General features: G+C 75.7%; 4 protein-coding genes. 3 read left to right on the plus strand and 1 reads right to left on the minus strand.

Features of this window, described 5'->3' with window-relative positions:
• Nucleotides 1-3 precede the first annotated feature (3 nt).
• The gene (locus ABZ806_RS00185; RefSeq protein ID WP_500214109.1) at nt 4-789 is read right to left on the minus strand and encodes a VOC family protein; all 786 of its coding nucleotides are present in this window, start codon (nt 787-789) and stop codon (nt 4-6) included.
• On the opposite strand from ABZ806_RS00185, the gene ABZ806_RS00190 reads away from it, so the two are divergent.
• From ABZ806_RS00190 to ABZ806_RS00200, 3 genes are read left to right on the plus strand one after another with little or no spacing between them, the layout of a single operon-like run.
• Nucleotides 697-9,333, plus strand: a complete 8,637-nt coding sequence (locus tag ABZ806_RS00190; RefSeq protein WP_500214112.1) for a type I polyketide synthase — start codon at nt 697-699, stop codon at nt 9,331-9,333. The two genes, ABZ806_RS00185 and ABZ806_RS00190, sit on opposite strands and share 93 nt — an antisense overlap.
• A 39-nt stretch (nt 9,334-9,372) precedes the next feature.
• Complete coding sequence (locus ABZ806_RS00195; RefSeq protein ID WP_500214114.1) at nt 9,373-14,919, plus strand: type I polyketide synthase; 5,547 nt, start codon at nt 9,373-9,375, stop codon at nt 14,917-14,919.
• Between the two features lie 53 nt (nt 14,920-14,972).
• Nucleotides 14,973-19,148 carry a non-ribosomal peptide synthetase gene (locus ABZ806_RS00200; RefSeq protein WP_500214116.1) on the plus strand — a complete coding sequence of 1,392 codons (4,176 nt, stop codon included), beginning with the start codon at nt 14,973-14,975 and terminating at the stop codon, nt 19,146-19,148.
• The last annotated feature ends 5 nt before the right edge of the window (nt 19,149-19,153 follow it).

Genomic DNA, 19,153 nt, shown 5'->3' on the forward strand with positions numbered 1-19,153 from the left:
ACGTCACCCGGCGCCGGGGAACTCGCCCGTCTCGATCCACATCTCGATGCCCGGGCGCAGCGCCGCGTCGAAGTACTCGTAGCGGACGCCGAACGCGTTCGGCTCGGTGATGACCCAGTGCGGGACCGCGTCCTCCATCAGTCCGGGCCGGCCGCTCAGCCCGAGACCGCTGGCCATGACCGCGACATCGTTCTCACGCAGCAGCTTGACCCGGCCCGCCATGTCGTCCTCCCACACCCCGACGTGGTGGACGGGGCCGCCGGACGCGTCGCCGAAGACACTGCCCGGTAGCGCCTCGATGAACTCGTAGTACGGCGGCCCGTTCTTGGTGTAAACGACGCGAATGGACTCCTCGCCGGACCCGTCCGCCTTGGCGAATGTTATGGCCGCCGGTTTCGGAAAAGCCAATCCGTGCTGCCGGGTGAATTCAGCCATTGCGCGCTCCAGATCGGGCACGAGAACGCCGATATGGAAGTACGGGGAATCTTTCACGGCAGCTCCAATCGCGTGTCGGCGGTCCGGCACATGGGGCCCAATGTTGACGAGAAACGACCCGCTGTCAAGTGTTCGGGGAGCGCAATATCGGAGATGTCGGCGCACTGCGCGATGGGCAGAATTGCCGGTCAGGGGAACTGACGCGTGCCACTCGCCATTGGGCGGGAGCGGCCGGCCGGCCTCGGTTCGGAGGTATGGAGGATGTACCGATTCGCGGGAGACGCGGGGGCGGCGCAGGTCCCCGGCCCGGACGAGCCCGTCGCGGTCGTCGGGATCGCCTGCCGGCTCCCCCACGCCCCGGATCCGGAGTCGTTCTGGCGGCTCCTGGACCGCGGGGAGAGCGCGATCGGCGAGGCCCCCGCGGACCGTCCGGTCCCCGCCCGGACGGTCGGCGGGTTCATCGACGGGATCGACCGGTTCGACGCGGAGTTCTTCGAGATGTCGCCCCGCGAGGCGGCGGCGGCCGACCCGCAGCAGCGGCTCATGCTGGAGCTGGGCTGGGAGGCCCTGGAGGACGCGCGCATCGTCCCGGCGTCCCTGTCCGGCAGCCGCACGGGCGTGTTCGTCGGGGCGATGGCCGACGACTACGCCAAGCTGGCGGCGCGGTACGCGATCGGCCGCCACACGCTGACCGGCACGCACCGCGGCATCATCGCGAACCGGGTGTCGTACGCGCTGGGGCTGCGCGGCCCCAGCCTGGTCGTCGACACCGGCCAGTCGTCCTCGCTGCTCGCGGTGCACATGGCCTGCGAGAGCCTGCGCTCGGGCGAGTCCGAGCTGGCCCTGGCGGCCGGGGTCAACCTCACCATCACCCCGGAGAGCACCGTCACCGTCGCCGAGTTCGGCGGGCTGTCCCCGGACGGACGCTGCCACACCTTCGACGCGCGCGCGAACGGCTACGTCCGCGGCGAGGGCGGCGGCGCGGTGCTGCTCAAACCCCTCGCGCAGGCCCTCGACGACGGTGATTCCGTCTACTGCGTCATTCGCGGCGGCGCGTTCAACAACGACGGCGCGACGGAGGCGCTCACGGTTCCCAGCGCCCGCGCGCAGGAGGAGGTCGTGCGGCGCGCGTGCGCGCGGGCGGGCGTCGACCCGGCCGACGTCCAGTACGTGGAGCTGCACGGCACCGGCACGAAGGTCGGCGACCCGGTGGAGGCCGCCGCCCTGGGCGCCGCCCTGGGCACGGGACGCGCCCCGGACGCCCCGCTGCGGGTCGGCTCGGTGAAGACGAACATCGGCCACCTGGAAGGCGCCGCCGGCATAGCCGGCCTGCTCAAGCTGGCACTGAGCATCCGGCACAACCGGATCCCGGCCAGCCTCAACTTCGCCACCCCCAACCCCCGAATCGACTTCGCCGCCCTGCGCCTACGCGTCCAAGACCGCCCCGGCTCATGGCCCGGCAACACCCCCCGCCTCGCCGGCATCAGCTCCTTCGGCCTAGGCGGCACAAACTGCCACCTGATCCTCACCCCACCCCCCACCACAACAACCAGCGACGTAGTGCCCAGCGGCACGGCGGCCGACGACGTGACGGCAGGCGGGCCGGCGGCGGGCGGCACGGCGGCCGACGACGTGACGGTCGCGGCGGCAGGCGAGGTGACGGTCGGCGACGTTACGGCAAGCGGCGTGGTGGGTGACGGCGCGGCGGCGGGCGGGGCGGCGGGCGGGGGTTGGGGTGGGTTGGGGGTGGGGGTTCCGTGGGTTGTTTCGGGGCGGTCTGAGGAGGCGTTGCGGGGGCAGGGCGCGCGGTTGCGGGCGCGTGTTGTGGAGGGTGGCGGGGCGCGGTTGGAGGACGTTGGTTGGTCGCTCGCCACTACGCGGACGTCGTTCGAGCATCGGGCCGTTGTGCTTGCGGAGGACCTCGGGGGCGGCGTGCGCGGGCTCGATGCCCTTGCCGGGGGGCGGGACGCGGCGGGGGTGGTGCGGGGCGTAGCGGGCGAAGTGGGCGGGACCGTGTTCGTCTTCCCCGGTCAGGGCTCCCAGTGGGCCGGCATGGGACGCGAGCTCATGGACTCCTCCCCCGTCTTCCGCGCCCACGTCGAAGCCTGCGCCGCCGCGTTCGCGCCCTATCTCGACCACCCGCTGGAGGACGTCCTCCGCGACCCGGAGGCGGCGCCGCTGCTGGACCGCGACGACATGGTGCAGCCCGCCCTGTTCACCATGATGACGGGGCTGGCCCGGGTCTGGGAGTCGCTCGGCGTCCGGCCCGACGCCGTCGTCGGGCACTCGCAGGGCGAGATCGCCGCCGCCCACATCGCGGGGGCGCTGTCCCTGCCGGACGCGGTCCGCGTGGTCGCCGTCCGCGGCAGGGCGCTCGCGGGGCTCGCGGGCAGCGGCGGCATGGTGTCGGTGCGGCTGCCCCGGGACCGGGCGGAGGCGCTGGCGTCCCGCTGGGACGGGGCCCTGGTGCTCGCGGCGGTCAACGACGCGGAGACGACGCTCCTGTCGGGGGAGGCCGCGGCGGTCGAGGAGCTGCTCGCCGCCTGCGCGGCCGAGGACGTCCAGGCCCGCCGGATCCCGGTCGACTACGCCTCGCACTCCCCCGCCGTCGAGGCGGTGCGCGCGGAACTGCTCGGCGCGCTCGCCGGCATCGCCCCGCGCCCGCCGGAGATCCCGCTGTGCTCGGCGGTCGTCGGCGGGCCCCTGGACACCGAGCTGGACGCCGGCTACTGGTACCGCAACCTGCGGCGGCCGGTGCGGTTCGCGGCGGCGGTCGCCGCGCTCGCGGCGTCCGGGCATGAGACCTTCGTCGAGATGAGCCCGCGGCCGCAGCTGACGGCCGGTGTCCGGCAGGTGGCCGGGGACGCGGGCGCGCGGCGGCCGCTCGCCGTCGGTTCCCTGCGCAAGGACGGCGGCGCCTGGTCATCGCTGCTCCTGTCGCTGGCCGCCCTGTACGTGCACGGCGTCGACGTCCCGTGGGGCGACCTGCTCGCCGGACGCGAACCGCGCGGCATCGCGCTGCCGACCTACGCCTTCCAGCGGCGCCGCCACTGGCTCGCCGTGCCGGAGACCCGCGAGGCCGACCCTCCGCCCGCACCGGACATGGACGATCCGGCGGAGGACGGTGCGGGGGGCTCCCGGCTGGAGCGGCGGCTCGCCGGGCTCGGTGACGCGGCGCGCCGGAGGGAGTTGCTGGACGTCGTGCGGACCGCGGCGGCGGCCGTCCTGGGCCACACGGCGCCGGACGCGGTCAAGCCGGCCCGGACGTTCAAGCAGCTGGGCTTCGACTCGCTGACCGCGGTGGAGTTCCGCGAACGGCTCCGCGAGGCGACCGGCCTGCCACTGCCTCCGGGGCTGGTCTTCGACCATCCGACGCCGGCGGCCGTCGGCGACCATCTGCACGCCGTCGTCACCCGCTCCGGCGAGGGCAGCGGGCAGACCGCGCGGCGGACCGCCTCGGACGAGCCGGTCGCGGTGGTCGGGATCGGGTGCCGTTTCCCCGGCGGGATCGACTCCCCCGAGTCCCTGTGGCGGCTGGTCGCCGACGGCGTCGATGCCATCGGTGACTTCCCCACCGACCGGGGCTGGGATTTGGACGCCCTCTACCACCCCGACCCCGACCATCCCGGCACCAGCTACACCCGCCAAGGCGGCTTCCTCGACGACGCCGCGGGCTTCGACGCCGCCTTCTTCGGCATCTCCCCCCGCGAGGCCACCGCCATGGATCCCCAGCAACGTCTCCTCCTGGAAACCGCCTGGGAGGCCATCGAACGCGCCGGCATCGACCCCACCGTCCTGCGCGACACCACCACCGGCGTCTACACGGGTGTCACGTACGGGTACTACGGCACGAATCTGCACGAGGGGCCGCCGGAGGCCGAGGGGTACCTCCTCACGGGAGGCACCCCCAGCGTCGCGTCCGGTCGGATCGCCTACTCCCTGGGACTGCGCGGTCCCGCCATCACCATCGATACCGCGTGCTCCTCATCCCTCGTCGCCCTCCACCTGGCCTGTCAAGCCCTCCGCAACGGTGAATGCGACATGGCACTCGCGGGGGGCGCGACGGTGACGGCCACGCCTGGGCTGTTCGTCGAGCTGAGCCGGCAGCGGGGCCTCGCCGCGGACGGCCGCGCCAAGCCGTTCTCGGCGGACGCGGACGGCACGAGCTGGGGCGAGGGCGCCGGGATCGTGCTCATCGAGCGCCTCAGCGACGCCCAGGCCAACGGCCATCCCGTCCTGGCCGTCGTTCCAGGCTCGGCCATCAACCAGGACGGCGCCAGCAACGGCCTCACCGCACCCAACGGCCCCGCCCAGGAAAGCGTCATCCAAGCCGCCCTGGCCAACGCCGGACTCACCCCGGACGAGATCGACGCCATCGAAGCCCACGGCACCGGCACCACCCTCGGCGACCCCATCGAGGCCCAAGCCCTCCACAACGCCTACGGTCGCGACCGCGCCGCCGGGCATCCCCTTCACCTCGGCTCGCTCAAATCCAACATCGGCCACACCCAGTCCGCCGCGGGCATCGCCGGCCTGATCAAAATGATCATGGCCCTGCGGCACCGCCGGCTGCCCCCCACTCTCCACATCACCGAGCCCACACCCCACATCGACTGGGCCACCACACCCCTCGTCCCCACCACCGAATCCACCCCTTGGCCCACCACCGAACGACCCCGGCGCGCCGCCATCTCCTCCTTCGGCATCAGCGGCACCAACGCCCACCTCATCGTCCAGGAACCGCCGCCAACCCAGACCCGCGTCGAGGTTCCCGCGAACACGGGGCCCTGGCTCGTGTCCGGCGCGACACCTGACGCCATGCGCGCCCACGCTCGGCGGATCGCCGGGTTCGCGGCGGCCGGGCCGGACATCGCCGCAGCGGGCCGCACCCTGGCGCTGGGACGGGCGCAGCACGAGTACCGCGCGGCGGTCGTCGCGGAGAACCGGGACGAGCTCGTCGCGGGCCTCACCTCGATCGCGGACGGGACCGCGGCGGCCGGCGCCGTCACCGGCAGGGCGGGCGACGGCGGCACCGTGTTCGTCTTCCCCGGACAGGGCTCCCAGTGGCCCGGGATGGCCGACGGGCCGATGGCGCATTCGGCGGCGTTCCGGGAGAGCGCGCGGGCCTGCGACGAGGCGCTGCGGGACCATCTGGACTGGTCGGTCCTTGACGTGCTGCACCGCGAACCCGGGGCGCCGCCGCTCGACCGGGTCGACGTCGTGCAGCCGGTGCTGTTCACGATGATGGTGTCGCTCGCCGCGATGTGGCGCGCGCACGGCGTCCGGCCGGCGGCCGTGGTGGGCCACTCGCAGGGCGAGATCGCCGCGGCGTGCGTGGCGGGCGGGCTGGACCTCGGCGACGCGGCGCGGGTCGTGGCGCTGCGCAGCCGGGCGTGGCTGCGGCTCGCGGGCCGCGGCGGCATGGCGGCCGTCGCGCTGGGCGCCGGCGCGCTGCGCGACCGCCTGGAGCGGTGGGGCGACGCGCTGTCGGTCGCGGCGGTCAACGGCCCGGCCACGACCACCGTCGCGGGCGACCCCGCCGCGCTCGCCGAACTCGTCGCGGAGCTCAAGGCGGAGGGTGCCCGCGCCCGCGTCATCCCCGGCATCGACACGGCCGGGCACACCGCCCAGGTGGACGTCTTCCACGACCACCTGCTGGACGTCCTCGGCCCGGTGGCCCCCCGGTCCTGCGACGTGCCGTTCTACTCGACCGTCACCGGGGGCCTCCTCGACACCGCCGCGCTCGACGCCGCGTACTGGTACCGCAACATGCGCGAACCGGTGGAGCTGGAGCGCGCCACCCGGGCGATGCTCGACGCCGGGCACGACCTGTTCGTCGAGGTGGGCCCGCATCCGATGCTGGCGGCGTCGCTGGAGGAGACCGTCGCGGACGGCGGGACGGACGCCGCCGTGATCGGCACGCTGCGCCGGGACGAGGGCGGCGCGGCCCGGATCCTGTTCTCGCTCGCCGCCGCGCACGTGCACGGCGCACCGGTCGACTGGGCCACCGTGTTCCCCGGCGGGGGCGCGGCCCCGGCGCCACTGCCGACCTACCCGTTCCAGCACGAGCGGTACTGGATGGAGGCGGGGCAGCGGTCGGGCGACGTCGCCGGTGCGGGCCTGCGGGCCGCCGGCCATCCGCTGCTCGGCGCGGAGGTGGCGCCGGAGTGCGGCGGCCTCGTCCTCACCGGACGGCTGTCCGCGCGGACCGCCCCCCTCTCCGCCGACCGCACCCCGCACGGCGCCACGGTGCTGCCGCCGAGCGCGATCGCCGACATGGTCCTGCACGCCGGGGAGCGGGCCGGCGCGTCGTGTGTCGGCGAACTCGTCCTCGACACGCCGCTGGTCCTGCACCCCGGCCATGACCTGGACGTGCAGGTGATGGTGCGGGACGGCGACGGTTCCGGCCGCCGCCCGGTCACCGTCCGCGCCCGTCCCGCCGCCGACTCCGGCGACGCAGCCGGAGCGGGCTGGACGCGGCACGCCGCCGGCACTCTCATCGCGGACTCCGCCGCCGAACCGCCGTCCTCCGGGCTGGACGGCGCCTGGCCGCCGCCCGGCGGGACACCGGTCGCCCTGCCCGATCACGACGAGGGGCCGGCGCTGCAGGGGCTGCGCGGTCTCTGGCGGCTCGGCGACGACCTCTACGCCGACGTGGCACTACCGGACGACAGCGAGCGGGACGCCGCGGGCTGGGGCGTCCACCCGGCGCTGCCCGAGACGGCGCTGCGGGCCTTCGCGGCCGCCGCCCCCGGCGGCGAGGCCCGGCGCCCGGCGGGCTGGAGCGATCTGCGGCTGTACGCGTCGGGCGCCACGGCGGTGCGCGCCAGGCTCCGCCCCCGCGCACCGGACGAGGCCGAACTGACCCTGGCCGACCCCGCCGGCGGCATCGTGGCGACCGCCCGGTCCGTGCGGCTCCAGCCCGTTCCGGCCGAGGGCGCCGCGCCCGCGCCGGGCCGTCCCGAGCGGGATCTGTACCGGGTGGAATGGGTCCCCCCGGCCGTCCCGGCCCGCGCCCCGCACGGCCGCCGATGGGCCGTCATCGGCGATGCCGCGCTCGCGGGCGCGCTGGCCGCCGCGGGAGCGGGCGTCCGGCACCACCAGGACCTCGGCGCGCTGGCCGCCGACTCGGCGGCCGAACCGCCGGACATCGTCATCGCCCCCGTCTCCGGCGGCTCCGCCGACCCCGCCGCGGCGACGCACGACGCGGCCGTCGCCGCACTCCGGCTCGTCCGGACCTGGCTGGCCGGCGACCGGGCCGGCTCGGCACGGCTGGTGGTGCTCACCCGGGGCGCGGTCTCCGTGCATCCACTCGAAGACGTCCCCGACCTCGCCGGGGCCGCCGCGCGGGGCCTGGTCCGCGCCGCCCAGAGCGAGAACCCCGGGCGGATCACCCTGCTCGACGTCACCGGCGGCGCCGCCGGGTACGCGGCGATCCCCCGCGCCCTCTCCGGCGACGAGACCGAACTCGCCGTCCGCGGCGACCGGATCCTCGCGCCGCGCCTCGCGCGGGTGACCGCGGCGGAGAGCGCCCGGCCGGGCCGCCCCCTCGACCCGGACGGCACGGTGCTGATCACCGGCGGTACCGGAACGCTCGGCGGCCTGGTCGCCCGGCACCTCGTCACCCGGCACGGCGTCCGCCACCTGCTGCTGGCGAGCCGGCGCGGCCCGGCCGCCGAGGGGGCCGACGCGCTCCGCGCGGAGCTGGCCGCACTCGGCGCGGACGTGCGCGTCCACGCCTGCGACGCCGCCGACCCCGCCGCCCTCGCGGCCGTGCTGGCGGCCGTGCCGGCGGAGCATCCGCTGACCGGGGTCGTGCACGCCGCCGGGGTGCTGGACGACGGCACCGTCGAGAGCCTGACGGACGAGCAGGCGCACCGCGTGCTGAGGCCGAAGGCCGACGCCGCGTGGCACCTGCACCGGCTCACCGCGGACCGCGACCTGCCGGTGTTCGTCCTGTTCTCCTCGGTCGCCGGGGTGGCCGGCCTGCCCGGGCAGGCGAACTACGCCGCCGCGAACGCCTTCCTGGACGGCCTGGCCGCCCACCGGCGCGCCGCCGGGCTGTCCGCCACCAGCCTCGCCTGGGGGTACTGGGCGCAGCGGAGCGCGATGTCGCGCCACCTGAGCGAGCACGACGTCGCGCGGCTCGCCGGCGCGGGCATCCCGCCGCTGCCCACCGACCGGGCGCTGGAACTGCTCGACGCGTCCCTGGCCCGCACCGACTCCCTGCTCGTCCCCGTGCCGCTGGACGCGGGCGCGTTCGGCGGGTCCCTCGGCGACGGTCCGGTGCCGTCCCTCCTGCGCGGGCTGGTGCGCGCCCCGATGCGCCGCGCGGCGGCGGGCACGGCGGACGGCGGATCGCTGCAGCGGCGGCTGGCGGCGCTGCCCCCGCCGGAGCAGCGCAGCCTGCTGCTCGATCTCGTCCGCGGCCACGCCGCCGCCGTCCTCGGCCGCGCCGGGGCGGACGCGGTCCGGCCGGAGCGCCCGTTCAAGGAGGTCGGCTTCGACTCCCTCACCTCGGTGGAGCTGCGCAACCGGCTGAGCGCGGCGGCCGGGCTGCGCCTTCCCGCGACGCTCGTGTTCGACCACCCCACGCCGGACGCGATCGCGGCGTTCCTGCACCGGCGGATCGCGCCCGGGACAGGGCCCGGGGACCGGACGGCCCTCACCGAACTCGACCGGCTGGAGGCGGCACTGTCCACGGCGCTGTCCGCGGCGCGCCCGGACGGCCCGGACGGCGCGGACCTCCGGGCGGAGCTGTCCGCACGGCTGCGCGGCCTGCTGCGGCGGCTGGACGGCGACGACCTGCCAGCGGCGCCGAAGGACGATCTCACCGACACGATCATGGCGGCCTCCACCGAGGAGATCTTCGCCCTTCTCGACACCCGAACCCGTTGAGAGCCTCATGGACGGCTCGGCCGATCAGGCGGTCAGGAAATGACGAACGAAGAGAGACTTGCCCAGTACCTCAAGCAGGTGACGGTCGATCTGTACCAGGCCGAGAAGCGTCTGCACGAGGTCGAGGAGCGGGCCCGCGAGCCGATCGCGGTGGTCGGGATCGGATGCCGCTATCCCGGCGGGATCGACTCCCCCGAAACCCTGTGGCGGCTGGTCGCCGAGGGCGTCGACGCCATCGGCGACTTCCCCACCGACCGGGGCTGGGACCTCAACGCCCTCTACCACCCCGACCCCGATCACCCCGGCACCAGCTACACCCGCCAAGGCGGCTTCCTCCACGACGCCGCCGGCTTCGACGCCGCCTTCTTCGGCATCTCCCCCCGCGAAGCCACCGCCATGGACCCCCAGCAGCGCCTCCTCCTCGAAACGACCTGGGAGGCCATCGAACGCGCGGGCATCGACCCCGCCACCCTCCGCGACACCACCACCGGTGTCTACACGGGCCTGACGCACGACTACTACGGCCCGGCGTTCCACGAGGGACCGGAATCGGCGCAGGGCCACCTGCTGACCGGCAATTCCACGAGCGTCGCGTCCGGGCGGATCGCCTACACCCTCGGACTGCGCGGCCCCGCCATCACGATCGACACCGCGTGCTCCTCCTCGCTCGTCGCCCTCCACCTGGCCTGCCGAGCCCTCCGCAACGGTGAATGCGACATGGCACTCGCGGGAGGCGCGACGGTCATGCCGACGCCCGCCCTGTTCGTGGAGTTCAGCCGGCAGGGCGGGCTGGCCTCCGACGGCCGCAGCAAGTCGTTCTCGGCTGACGCGGACGGGACGAGCTGGGCCGAAGGCGCCGGGATCGTCCTCGTCGAACGCCTCAGCGACGCCCAAGCCAACGGCCACCCCGTCTGGGCCGTCATCCCCGGCTCCGCCATCAACCAGGACGGCGCCAGCAACGGCCTCACCGCACCCAACGGCCCCGCCCAGGAAAGCGTCATCCAGGCCGCTTTGGCCAACGCCGGACTCACTCCCGATGAGATCGACGCCATCGAAGCCCACGGCACCGGCACCACCCTCGGCGACCCCATCGAGGCCCAAGCCCTCCACAACACCTACGCCCCCAACCGCACTCGCCCACTTCACCTCGGCTCCATCAAATCCAACATCGGCCACCCGCAAGCCGCCGCGGGCATCGCCGGCCTCATCAAAATGATCATGGCCCTGCGCCACCGGCACCTGCCCCCCACCCTCCACATCACCGACCCGACACCCCACATCGACTGGGCCACCACACCCCTCACCCCCACCACCGAACCCACCCCCTGGCCCACCACCGACCAGCCCCGGCGCGCCGCCATCTCCTCGTTCGGCATCAGCGGCACCAACGCCCACCTCATCGTCCAGGAAGCTCCACCCGCCCAGCCCCGGGACGAGCCGCGCACCGACGCCCCCGACCTCGTGCCCCTGCCGCTCTCGGCCAGGAGTCCCGCCGCCCTGGGCGCGGTCGCGGAGCGGATGCACGCGCACATGGAGGACCGGCCGGACCAGCCGCTCGCCGACCTCGGCCTGTCCCTCGCCACGACCCGGGCGGCCCTGGAGCACCGCGCGGTGATCCTCGCCGGGAGCCGCACGGAACTCACCGCCGGTCTGCGCGCGCTGGCCACCGGTGCGGACGCGCCGGGCCTCGTCCGGGGCACTCCGGGGCCGCCCGCGAAGGTCGCGTTCATGTTCAGCGGCCAGGGCGCCCAGCGCCCCGGCGCGGGCCGGGAACTGTACGCCGGGTACCCGGTGTTCGCCGAGGCCCTCGACGCGGCGTGCGCGGAACTGGACCGGTACCTGGACCGGCCGCTGCGCGACCTGATGTTCGCCGAGCCCGGCTCGCCCGAAGCGGCGGCGCTCGACCGGACCGAGTACGCCCAGCCCGCGCTGTTCGCCCTCGAAACCGCCATCTACCGGCTGGTGCGCTCCTTCGGGGTGGTCCCGGACCAGCTGATCGGCCACTCGATCGGCGAGCTGACCGCGGCGCACGCCGCCGGGGTGCTGTCCCTGCCGGACGCGTGCACGCTCGTGGCCGCGCGGGCCCGGCTCATGCAGGCCGCCCCGGCGACCGGCGCGATGATCGCGATCGAGGCCGGCGAGGCGGAGCTGCGCGAGTGCATCGGCGACGACGGCCAGGCCGACATCGCCGCGGTCAACGCGCCCGCCGCCACGGTGATCTCCGGGGCCGACGACGTCGTGTCCAAGATCGCCACCTTCTGGCGGGCCGAGGGCCGCCGGACCACCCGCCTGCGGGTGAGCCACGCCTTCCACTCCCGCGACATGGACGGCGCCCTCGACGACTTCCGGCGGGTCGCCCGCACGGTGGCGTTCGCGCCGCCGCGGATCCCCGTCGTCTCCAACGTCACCGGCCGGCCGGCCACCGCCGAGCAGCTGTGCTCGCCCGGCTACTGGGCCGATCACCTGCGCGGCCCCGTCCGGTTCATGGACGGCGTCCGGCACCTGGCGGACGCCGGCGTCACGACCTACCTCGAACTCGGCCCCGACTCCACCCTCACCCCCCTCGCACACGCATGCCTGGCCGAGCGCGACACCGCCAAGGCCGACACCGCCGAGCCCGACACCACCGAGGCGGGCGGCGTCGTGGCTGTGCTTCGGGCGAAGCGGCCGGAGCGGCGCTCGCTGCTCGGCGCGCTCGCCGGGATCCATGTGCGCGGCGCGACCGTCCGGTGGCCGGAGTCCGCGTTCGGCGAGGGGGCGCGGCGGGTGGCCCTGCCGACCTATCCGTTCCGGCACCGGCGGCACTGGCTCGACACCGGCTCGTCCACCCGGCCCGGCGGCGCCGCGGGAGGCCACCCGCTCGCGGGCGCGCCGCTGGACCTCGCCGGGGAGGCCGGCCACTGGTCCGCCGGCACGCTCACCGGGGACGACCCCTGGTTCGCCTCCGGGCACCGGATCCTCGGAACCCCCGTCCTGCCCGCCTGCGCGATGGTCGAGTGGGCGCTGGCGGCGGCGCGGTCCGCGGCCGGTACCGCCGCACGGGAGTGGACGCTGGCCGGCGTCGCGTTCCGCCGCTTCCTGGCGCTTCCCGAAGGCCGCCGCGTGGACGTGCAGGCCCACGCCGAGCCCGGCGGGCAGACGCGCCGGGTGCGGTGTTTCGGCCGGCCCGCCGGCGGCTCCGCGGACTGGGCCGAGCACGCGACCGTCGAGGCCGCAGGGCCCGCGGTCGCCCCGCGCCCGGCGCGCACGGATCTGGAGGCCCTGCGGCACCGGCTGCCCGAGCAGGACACCCGGCCGATGTACGAGCAGTTCGGGCGGGCGGGGCTCGACTGCGGGCCGGAGTTCCGGGGCGTCCGGCGGCTGTGGTCCGACGGCGCCGAGGCGCTCGGCCTCGTCGAGGTCGCGGACGCCGCGCAGGACGAGGGAAGGTACACGCTGCATCCGGTCGTCCTGGACGCCTGCCTGCAGATCCTCGTCGCCTTCGCTCCCTACGGCGAGGTGCTGTGGGTGCCGTCCGCGCTCGACCGGATCAGCGTCCACGACCGGCTGCCGGGCCGCGTGTGGTGCCATGCGCGTCGCCGGGAGGTGACCGCCACCGAAGCGGTGCTCGACGCCCGGGTGCTGTCGGAGTCGGGGGAGACGCTCGCCGTCGTCGAGGGGATGCGGTACCGCGCGGTCGAGCGCGGCGCGCTGCCGGAACTGGTCGGGGCGCCGCCGCAGCGGTACGAGCTGGCCTGGCGGCCGGCCGACCCGTCCGGCGACCCGGAAAGGTCCGGGACGTGGCTCGTGTACGGCGCCGACCCGGCGCTCGCCGCCGACTGGCGGACGCAACTGGCCCGGTCGGGCGCGACCGCGATCGCGCTGAGCCCCGGTGGCGACGCGACCGGCGAGACCCGGCCCGTCGACCCGGATGCGGAGGACGACGTCCGGCGGGTGATGGAGGAGCTGCGCGAGGAGGGCGCCCGCGTCGTGGGCCTGATCCTGCACATGGGCCCGGGGGCACCGACCGGCCCGGACGACGACGCCGCCGTCGACACCGCCTACCGGCTCTCCCGCCACGGGCTCGCACTGCTCAAGCACTTCCTCGCCGTGCATGCCGCCGGGCGGCCCGAGGTCATCGTCTGCTCGACCGGCGCCGCCGCACCCCGGCTGGGGCAGGACGTCCCCGACCTGGGCCACACCGTGCTGACCGGCCTGGTCAAGGCCGTCGTCTGCGAGTACCCCGACCTCGCGTGCGTGCAGGCCGACCTGGACCCGGCGGCGGAGCCGCCGCCGCTGCGGTCCGTGCTCGGCCAGTCCGCCGGACTGGCCGGCTCCGGGCACCTGGCGCTGCGCGACGGCCGCTGGTACGAGGCGCGGCTGCGCGAGCACGAGCCGGCGGCGGAGGCGGAGGCGGCCGGCTCCCCGGCCGGCCCGGTGCCGGTGCGGCCGGACGCCGCCTACCTGATCACCGGCGGCCTCGGCGGCCTCGGCCTGGCGACCGCCGGATGGCTCGCCGACCGGGGCGCCCGCACTCTGCTGCTCGCCGGCCGGACCGTCCCCGAGGACGAGCCGCCGGCCGTCGCGGCGCTGCGCGCCCGCGGCGTGCGGGTCGAGATGCGCCGCGCCGACATGGCCGACGCCGCCGACGTCGCGGCACTGCTCGACCACGCGCGGCGGGAGCTGCCGCCGCTGCGCGGGATCGTGCACGCCGCCGGTGTGACGGCCGACGCGATCCTGCAGGACACCGGCTGGGACGCCGTCGCCGGCGCCCTCGGCCCGAAGGTGCGCGGCGCCTGGGAACTGCACCGGCGCACCGCCGGCCTCGACCTGGACTTCTTCGTGCTGTACTCGGCGTTCGCGTCGCTCATCGGGCTTCCGGGCGAGGCGGGGTACCTGGCCGCCAACGCGTTCCTGGACGGCTTCGCGGTGTTCCGCCGCCGGCACGGCCGCCCCGCCCTGGGCGTCAACTGGGGCGCTTGGGCCGGAGTCGGCATGGCGGCGCGCGCCGGTGCGCTCGGCAGGGCCCACGCGCTCGGGATCGGCGCGGTCACGCCCGGCCGGGCGCTCGCCGCGCTCGGCGCGCTGCCCGCCGCGGCGCCGCCCCAGGTGGGCCTGGCCGCCATGGACTGGCACCGCCACCTGACCGCGGTCCCCCGCCGCCTCCCGTACACGCTGCTGGCGGACGTGGCACCGGCGCAGGTCCCGGCGCCCGCGTCCCCGGCCGCGGACCCGGGGCACGTCCACGACCTGGCCGAACTCGCCGTCACCGACCCCGAGGAGGCGCGCGAGGTCCTGCTGGACGAGCTGCTGGACCGCGTCGCGGCGCTGCTCGGCCTGAGCGCGGACGAACGGGCGGAGCTGCGTCCGGGCTTCCGGCACCGCCGGCTGAACGAGCTCGGCTTCGACTCGCTCACCACCGTCCAGCTCCGCAACCGGCTGCTCGCCGACTTCTCCGCCGACGCGTCCCCCGACTTCCTGTTCGGCGGCGGCACGGCGCTGGAGGTCGTGGAGCTGATCTCCCGGCACCTCACCGCGATGTCGGTGCTCGCGACGGCCGACGACCTTCCGGACGGCGACGGCGAGACGGAGGTCCTCACGCTGTGAGCCTCCGCTCCCCCGTCCCACCGCCGGCGCCCGACGCACAAGGAGACACCCCCGTGAGCGAACGCGGCACCACGACCACCCCGCCCCTGCTGGCCGAGCTGGCGCGGGCCGGGATCAAGCTGAAGCTCGCCGGCGCGGACCGGCTGGAGGTCTCCGCGCCGCGCGGCCGGCTGTCCGGCGAGCTGCGCGGCCGGATCGAGCGGGACAAGCCGGAGCTGATCCGGTGGCTGTCCGGCCTGGACGCGGCGCGCCCCCCGGAGGACGAGCCGCCCGCGGTCGTCCACGACGCGGCGAACCTGTACGAGCCGTTCGCGCCCTCGGACCTGCAGATGTCGTTCCTCATCGGCAGCCGCGAAGGGGTGGAGCACCACGTGCGCCCCCACTCCTACCTGGAGTTCGAGGTCGGCGAGCTCGACCCCGGGCGCCTGCAGGCCGCGCTGGACGCCGAACTGGAGTACCAGCGCGACAACATCGTCGTCGTCCGGGACGACATGCGGCTGCAGACGGTGCGCGACCCGGGGCAGGCGCGGATCCAGGTGTACGACCTGCGCGGCCGTCCGGAGCCCGAGCAGCGCGCGCACGTGGACCGCGTCCGCGCGGAGCTGGAGCGCAAGGAGCCGCCGGCCGACCGCTGGCCCTGGCTGGAGATGCGGCTCACCCTGCTCGGCGAGGGCCGCGGCCTGCTGCACTACAACAACAACAACCTGTTCAACGACGCGCCGGGGACGCTGCGGTTCATCCAGACGGTCCTGCGGCGCTACGACCGCCCGGACGAGCCGCGCCCCCCGCTGGAGATCGCCTACCGGGACTGCGTGCTGGCGCTGGCCGACCTTGAGGAGTCGCCGTCCGGCCAGCGGTCCAGGAAGTACTGGCTGGACCGCGTCCCCGGGCTGCCGGGCGCGCCCGCGATCCCGCAGGCGGCGGGCGCCGACCCGCGCCGGCGGTCCCGGCTGCACCGCCGGGAGCTGCTGTTCCCCGCGGCGGTGTGGGGGGAGCTCAAGGCGCGGCTCGGCGCGCGGGGGCTGACAGCCACGACCGCGCTCACCGCCGTCCACGCGGAGGTGCTCGCGTACTGGAGCGGGTCCCGGCATTTCCTGCTGAACAACATGATCACCCATCGGCTGCCGCTGCACCCGCAGCTGAAGGAGCTGATCGGCAACTTCGCCTCGCTCTATCCGCTGGAGGTCGACTGGCGCCCCGACGAGCCCTTCCACGCGCGGGTGCGGCGGCTCCAGGCGCAGGTCCTGCGGGACGTCGAGCACGTCCACTGGAGCGGCGTGAAGGTCCTGCAGGCGCTGAACCGCGAGCACGGGACGCCCGGACGGGCCGTCTGCCCGTTCGCGGTGGGCAGCGCGCTGTTCGTCGGGCGCAGCGACCGGCCGGCCCACAGCACGCTGGAGACGCCCCAGACGACGCTGGACTGCGAGTTCTGGGAGCTGCCCGACGGCCGGCTGTGGGTGGTGTGGGACGTCATCGAGGAGATGTTCCCCGACGGGCTCATCGACGCGATGCAGGAGGGCTACCGCTCCATCGTGACGGCGCTAGCGCACGACCCCGCGGCGTGGGAGACCAGGGCGTTCCCGCTGCTGCCCGCCGGGCAGCGCGAGCGCCGGATGGAGCTGAACCGCTTCCGCGGCGGCATCCCGGTCGACCTCCTGCACGAGAACCTCGCCCGGGTCGCGGCCGACCGTCCGGACGCCACGGCGGTGGTCGCGGCCGGCACCACCCTCGGCTACGGGGAGCTGCACCGCCGGGCCGCGGGCGTCGCCGGGGCACTGCTCGGCGCCGGGGTGCGGCGCGGCGGCCTGGTGGCCGTCGCGCTGCCGAAGGGCTGGGAGCAGGTCGCCGCGGTGTTCGGCGTCCTGACGGCGGGCGCGGCGTACGTGCCGGTGGACCCGTCCTGGCCGGAGGACCGCATCCGGTACGTCCTGGCCGACACCGGCGCGCGCGCCGTGCTCACCACCGAGGAGCTGCGCGGGCGGATCGGCGGCCTGACCGGCGCCCCCGTCCTGCCGATCGGCGCGGACATCGCGGACGCCGCCCCCGCCGACCCGGTGCTGACGACCCGGGACCCCACGGACCTCGCCTACGTCATCTACACCTCCGGCTCCACCGGCCGCCCCAAGGGCGCGATGCTCGACCACTGCGGGCCGCTGAACACGATCCGGGACGTCAACGGGCGGTTCGGCATCGGCGCCGGCGACGTCCTGTTCGGGGTGTCGTCCCTCTGCTTCGACCTGTCGGTCTACGACGTGTTCGGGGCCGTCGAGGCGGGCGCCCGGCTGGTGCTGCCGCCGCCCGGACCTCCCGACCCCGCGTCCTGGCTCGACCTCGTCCGCGCGCAGGGCGTCACCGTGTGGAACTCCGTCCCGGCGCTCATGCAGTTGCTCGTCGAGGAGGCCGAAGCGGCCGGAGCGACGCTCCCGGCGCTCCGCACGGTGCTGCTCAGCGGGGACTGGATCCCGCTCGACCTGCCGGACCGGATCCGGCGGATCGCCCCCGGCGCCCAGGTGGTCGGCCTGGGCGGCGCGACGGAGGCCGCCATCTGGTCGATCTTCTTCCCGGTCGGCGAGGTCGCGCCCGACTGGGTCAGCATCCCCTACGGCAGGCCGCTGTCCCGCCAGACCTGGTACGTGCTGGACGCCTGCGGCCGGGACGCCCCCATCTGGACCGCCGGGGACCTCTACATCGGCGGCCTCGGCGTCGCCCGCGGCTACCTCAACGACCCCGCCAGGACGAACGCGGCGTTCGTCATCCATCCGCGCACCGGCGAACGGCTCTACCGGACGGGCGACCTCGGCCGGTACCTGCCCGGCGGGGACATCGAGTTCCTCGGCCGGTCCGACTTCCAGGTGAAGGTCCAGGGCTTCCGCGTCGAACCCGGCGAGATCGAGCACGCGCTGGCCGAGCATCCCTCGGTCGGGCGCGCCGTGGTGGTGGCGCACCGGTCCGGCTCCGGCAGCCGGCTCGCGGCGTTCGTGACGGGCGCGGACGGCAGTGCCGCCCCGGACGCCGGGGTCCTGCGCGACGCGCTCGCCGGACGCCTGCCCGCCTACATGGTGCCCGGCCGCATCACCGTGCTGGACCGGCTGCCGCTGACCGGCAACGGCAAGCTCGACCGGAGCGCGCTGGAGGCGGCCGGGTCCGCCGCCGAGCCCGCGGAGCGCGCGTACACGGCCGCCCGCACGGCGACGGAGCGGCGCCTGGTGGAGGTCTGGGAATCGGTCCTGGACACCGCGCCGATCGGCGTCGAGGACGACTTCTTCGACCTCGGCGGGCAGTCGTACACGGCGCTGCGGGTGATCGGGCAGATCACCCGCCGGACGGGCCGCCGGGTGCCGCTCGGCGTGCTGATGGAACGCCGCACGATCGCCGCGCTGGCCCGGTACATCGACGGCGGGGGCGGCTCCTGGTCGCCGCTCGTCCGGCTGCGGCGGGACCCCGAGCACGAGGCCCCGTGGTTCTTCGTCCACCCGGCCGGCGGGAACGTGCTGTGCTACGAGTCGCTCGCCGCGGCCTCGGACCGGCCCTTCCACGCCTTCCAGGCGCCCGGCCCGGCCACCGGCCAGGAGCCGCTCACCGGCGTCGCGGACCTGGCCGGGCTGTACGTGCGGGCACTGGCGGAGGCGCGGCCGGACGGCCCGTACCTGCTCGGCGGCTGGTCCTCCGGCGCGGTCATCGCGGCGGAGATGGCCCGCGTGCTGGAGCGGAGCGGCGCGCCCGTCGACCGGCTCGTGGTGGTCGACGCCCCCGCGCCCGTGACCGCGCGGCCGGTCGACGACGCCCGGCTGCTGCTGTGGTTCCTGGAGGACCTGGACGTCGGCCTCAACGCCACCGACGACCGGCTGCGGGAGCTCACCGCCCGTCCCGAGGACGAGCGGCTCGACCTCGCCCTCGGCTGGCTGGCGGACCTCGGCGCGCCCGGAACCCGGCTGGACGCGGCCGACCTCGCCGCGACCTTCGCGGTCTTCCGCGGCGTCGTCGGCGGCTGCAACGCCTACCGGTGCCCCGGCATCGGCGCCCGCGTCAGCGTCGTGCGGGCGCGGGACGGCCTGGTCGGGGAGTTCGCCGGGCACCCGCACGCGCAGGACCCCGACTGGGGGTGGTCGTCGCTGACCACCGGGACGGTGGACGTCACCGCGCTCCCCGGCACCCACCACACGCTGCTCACCGGCGCGTCCGCGGCGCGCGTCGCCGGCGTGCTCAACGACGTCCGGCCGTCCGGGTGACCGGC

Origin of the sequence: Spirillospora sp. NPDC047418 (assembly GCF_040643275.1) — a bacterium.
In the GTDB taxonomy this organism is placed as follows: Bacteria; Actinomycetota; Actinomycetes; order Streptosporangiales; family Streptosporangiaceae; genus Spirillospora.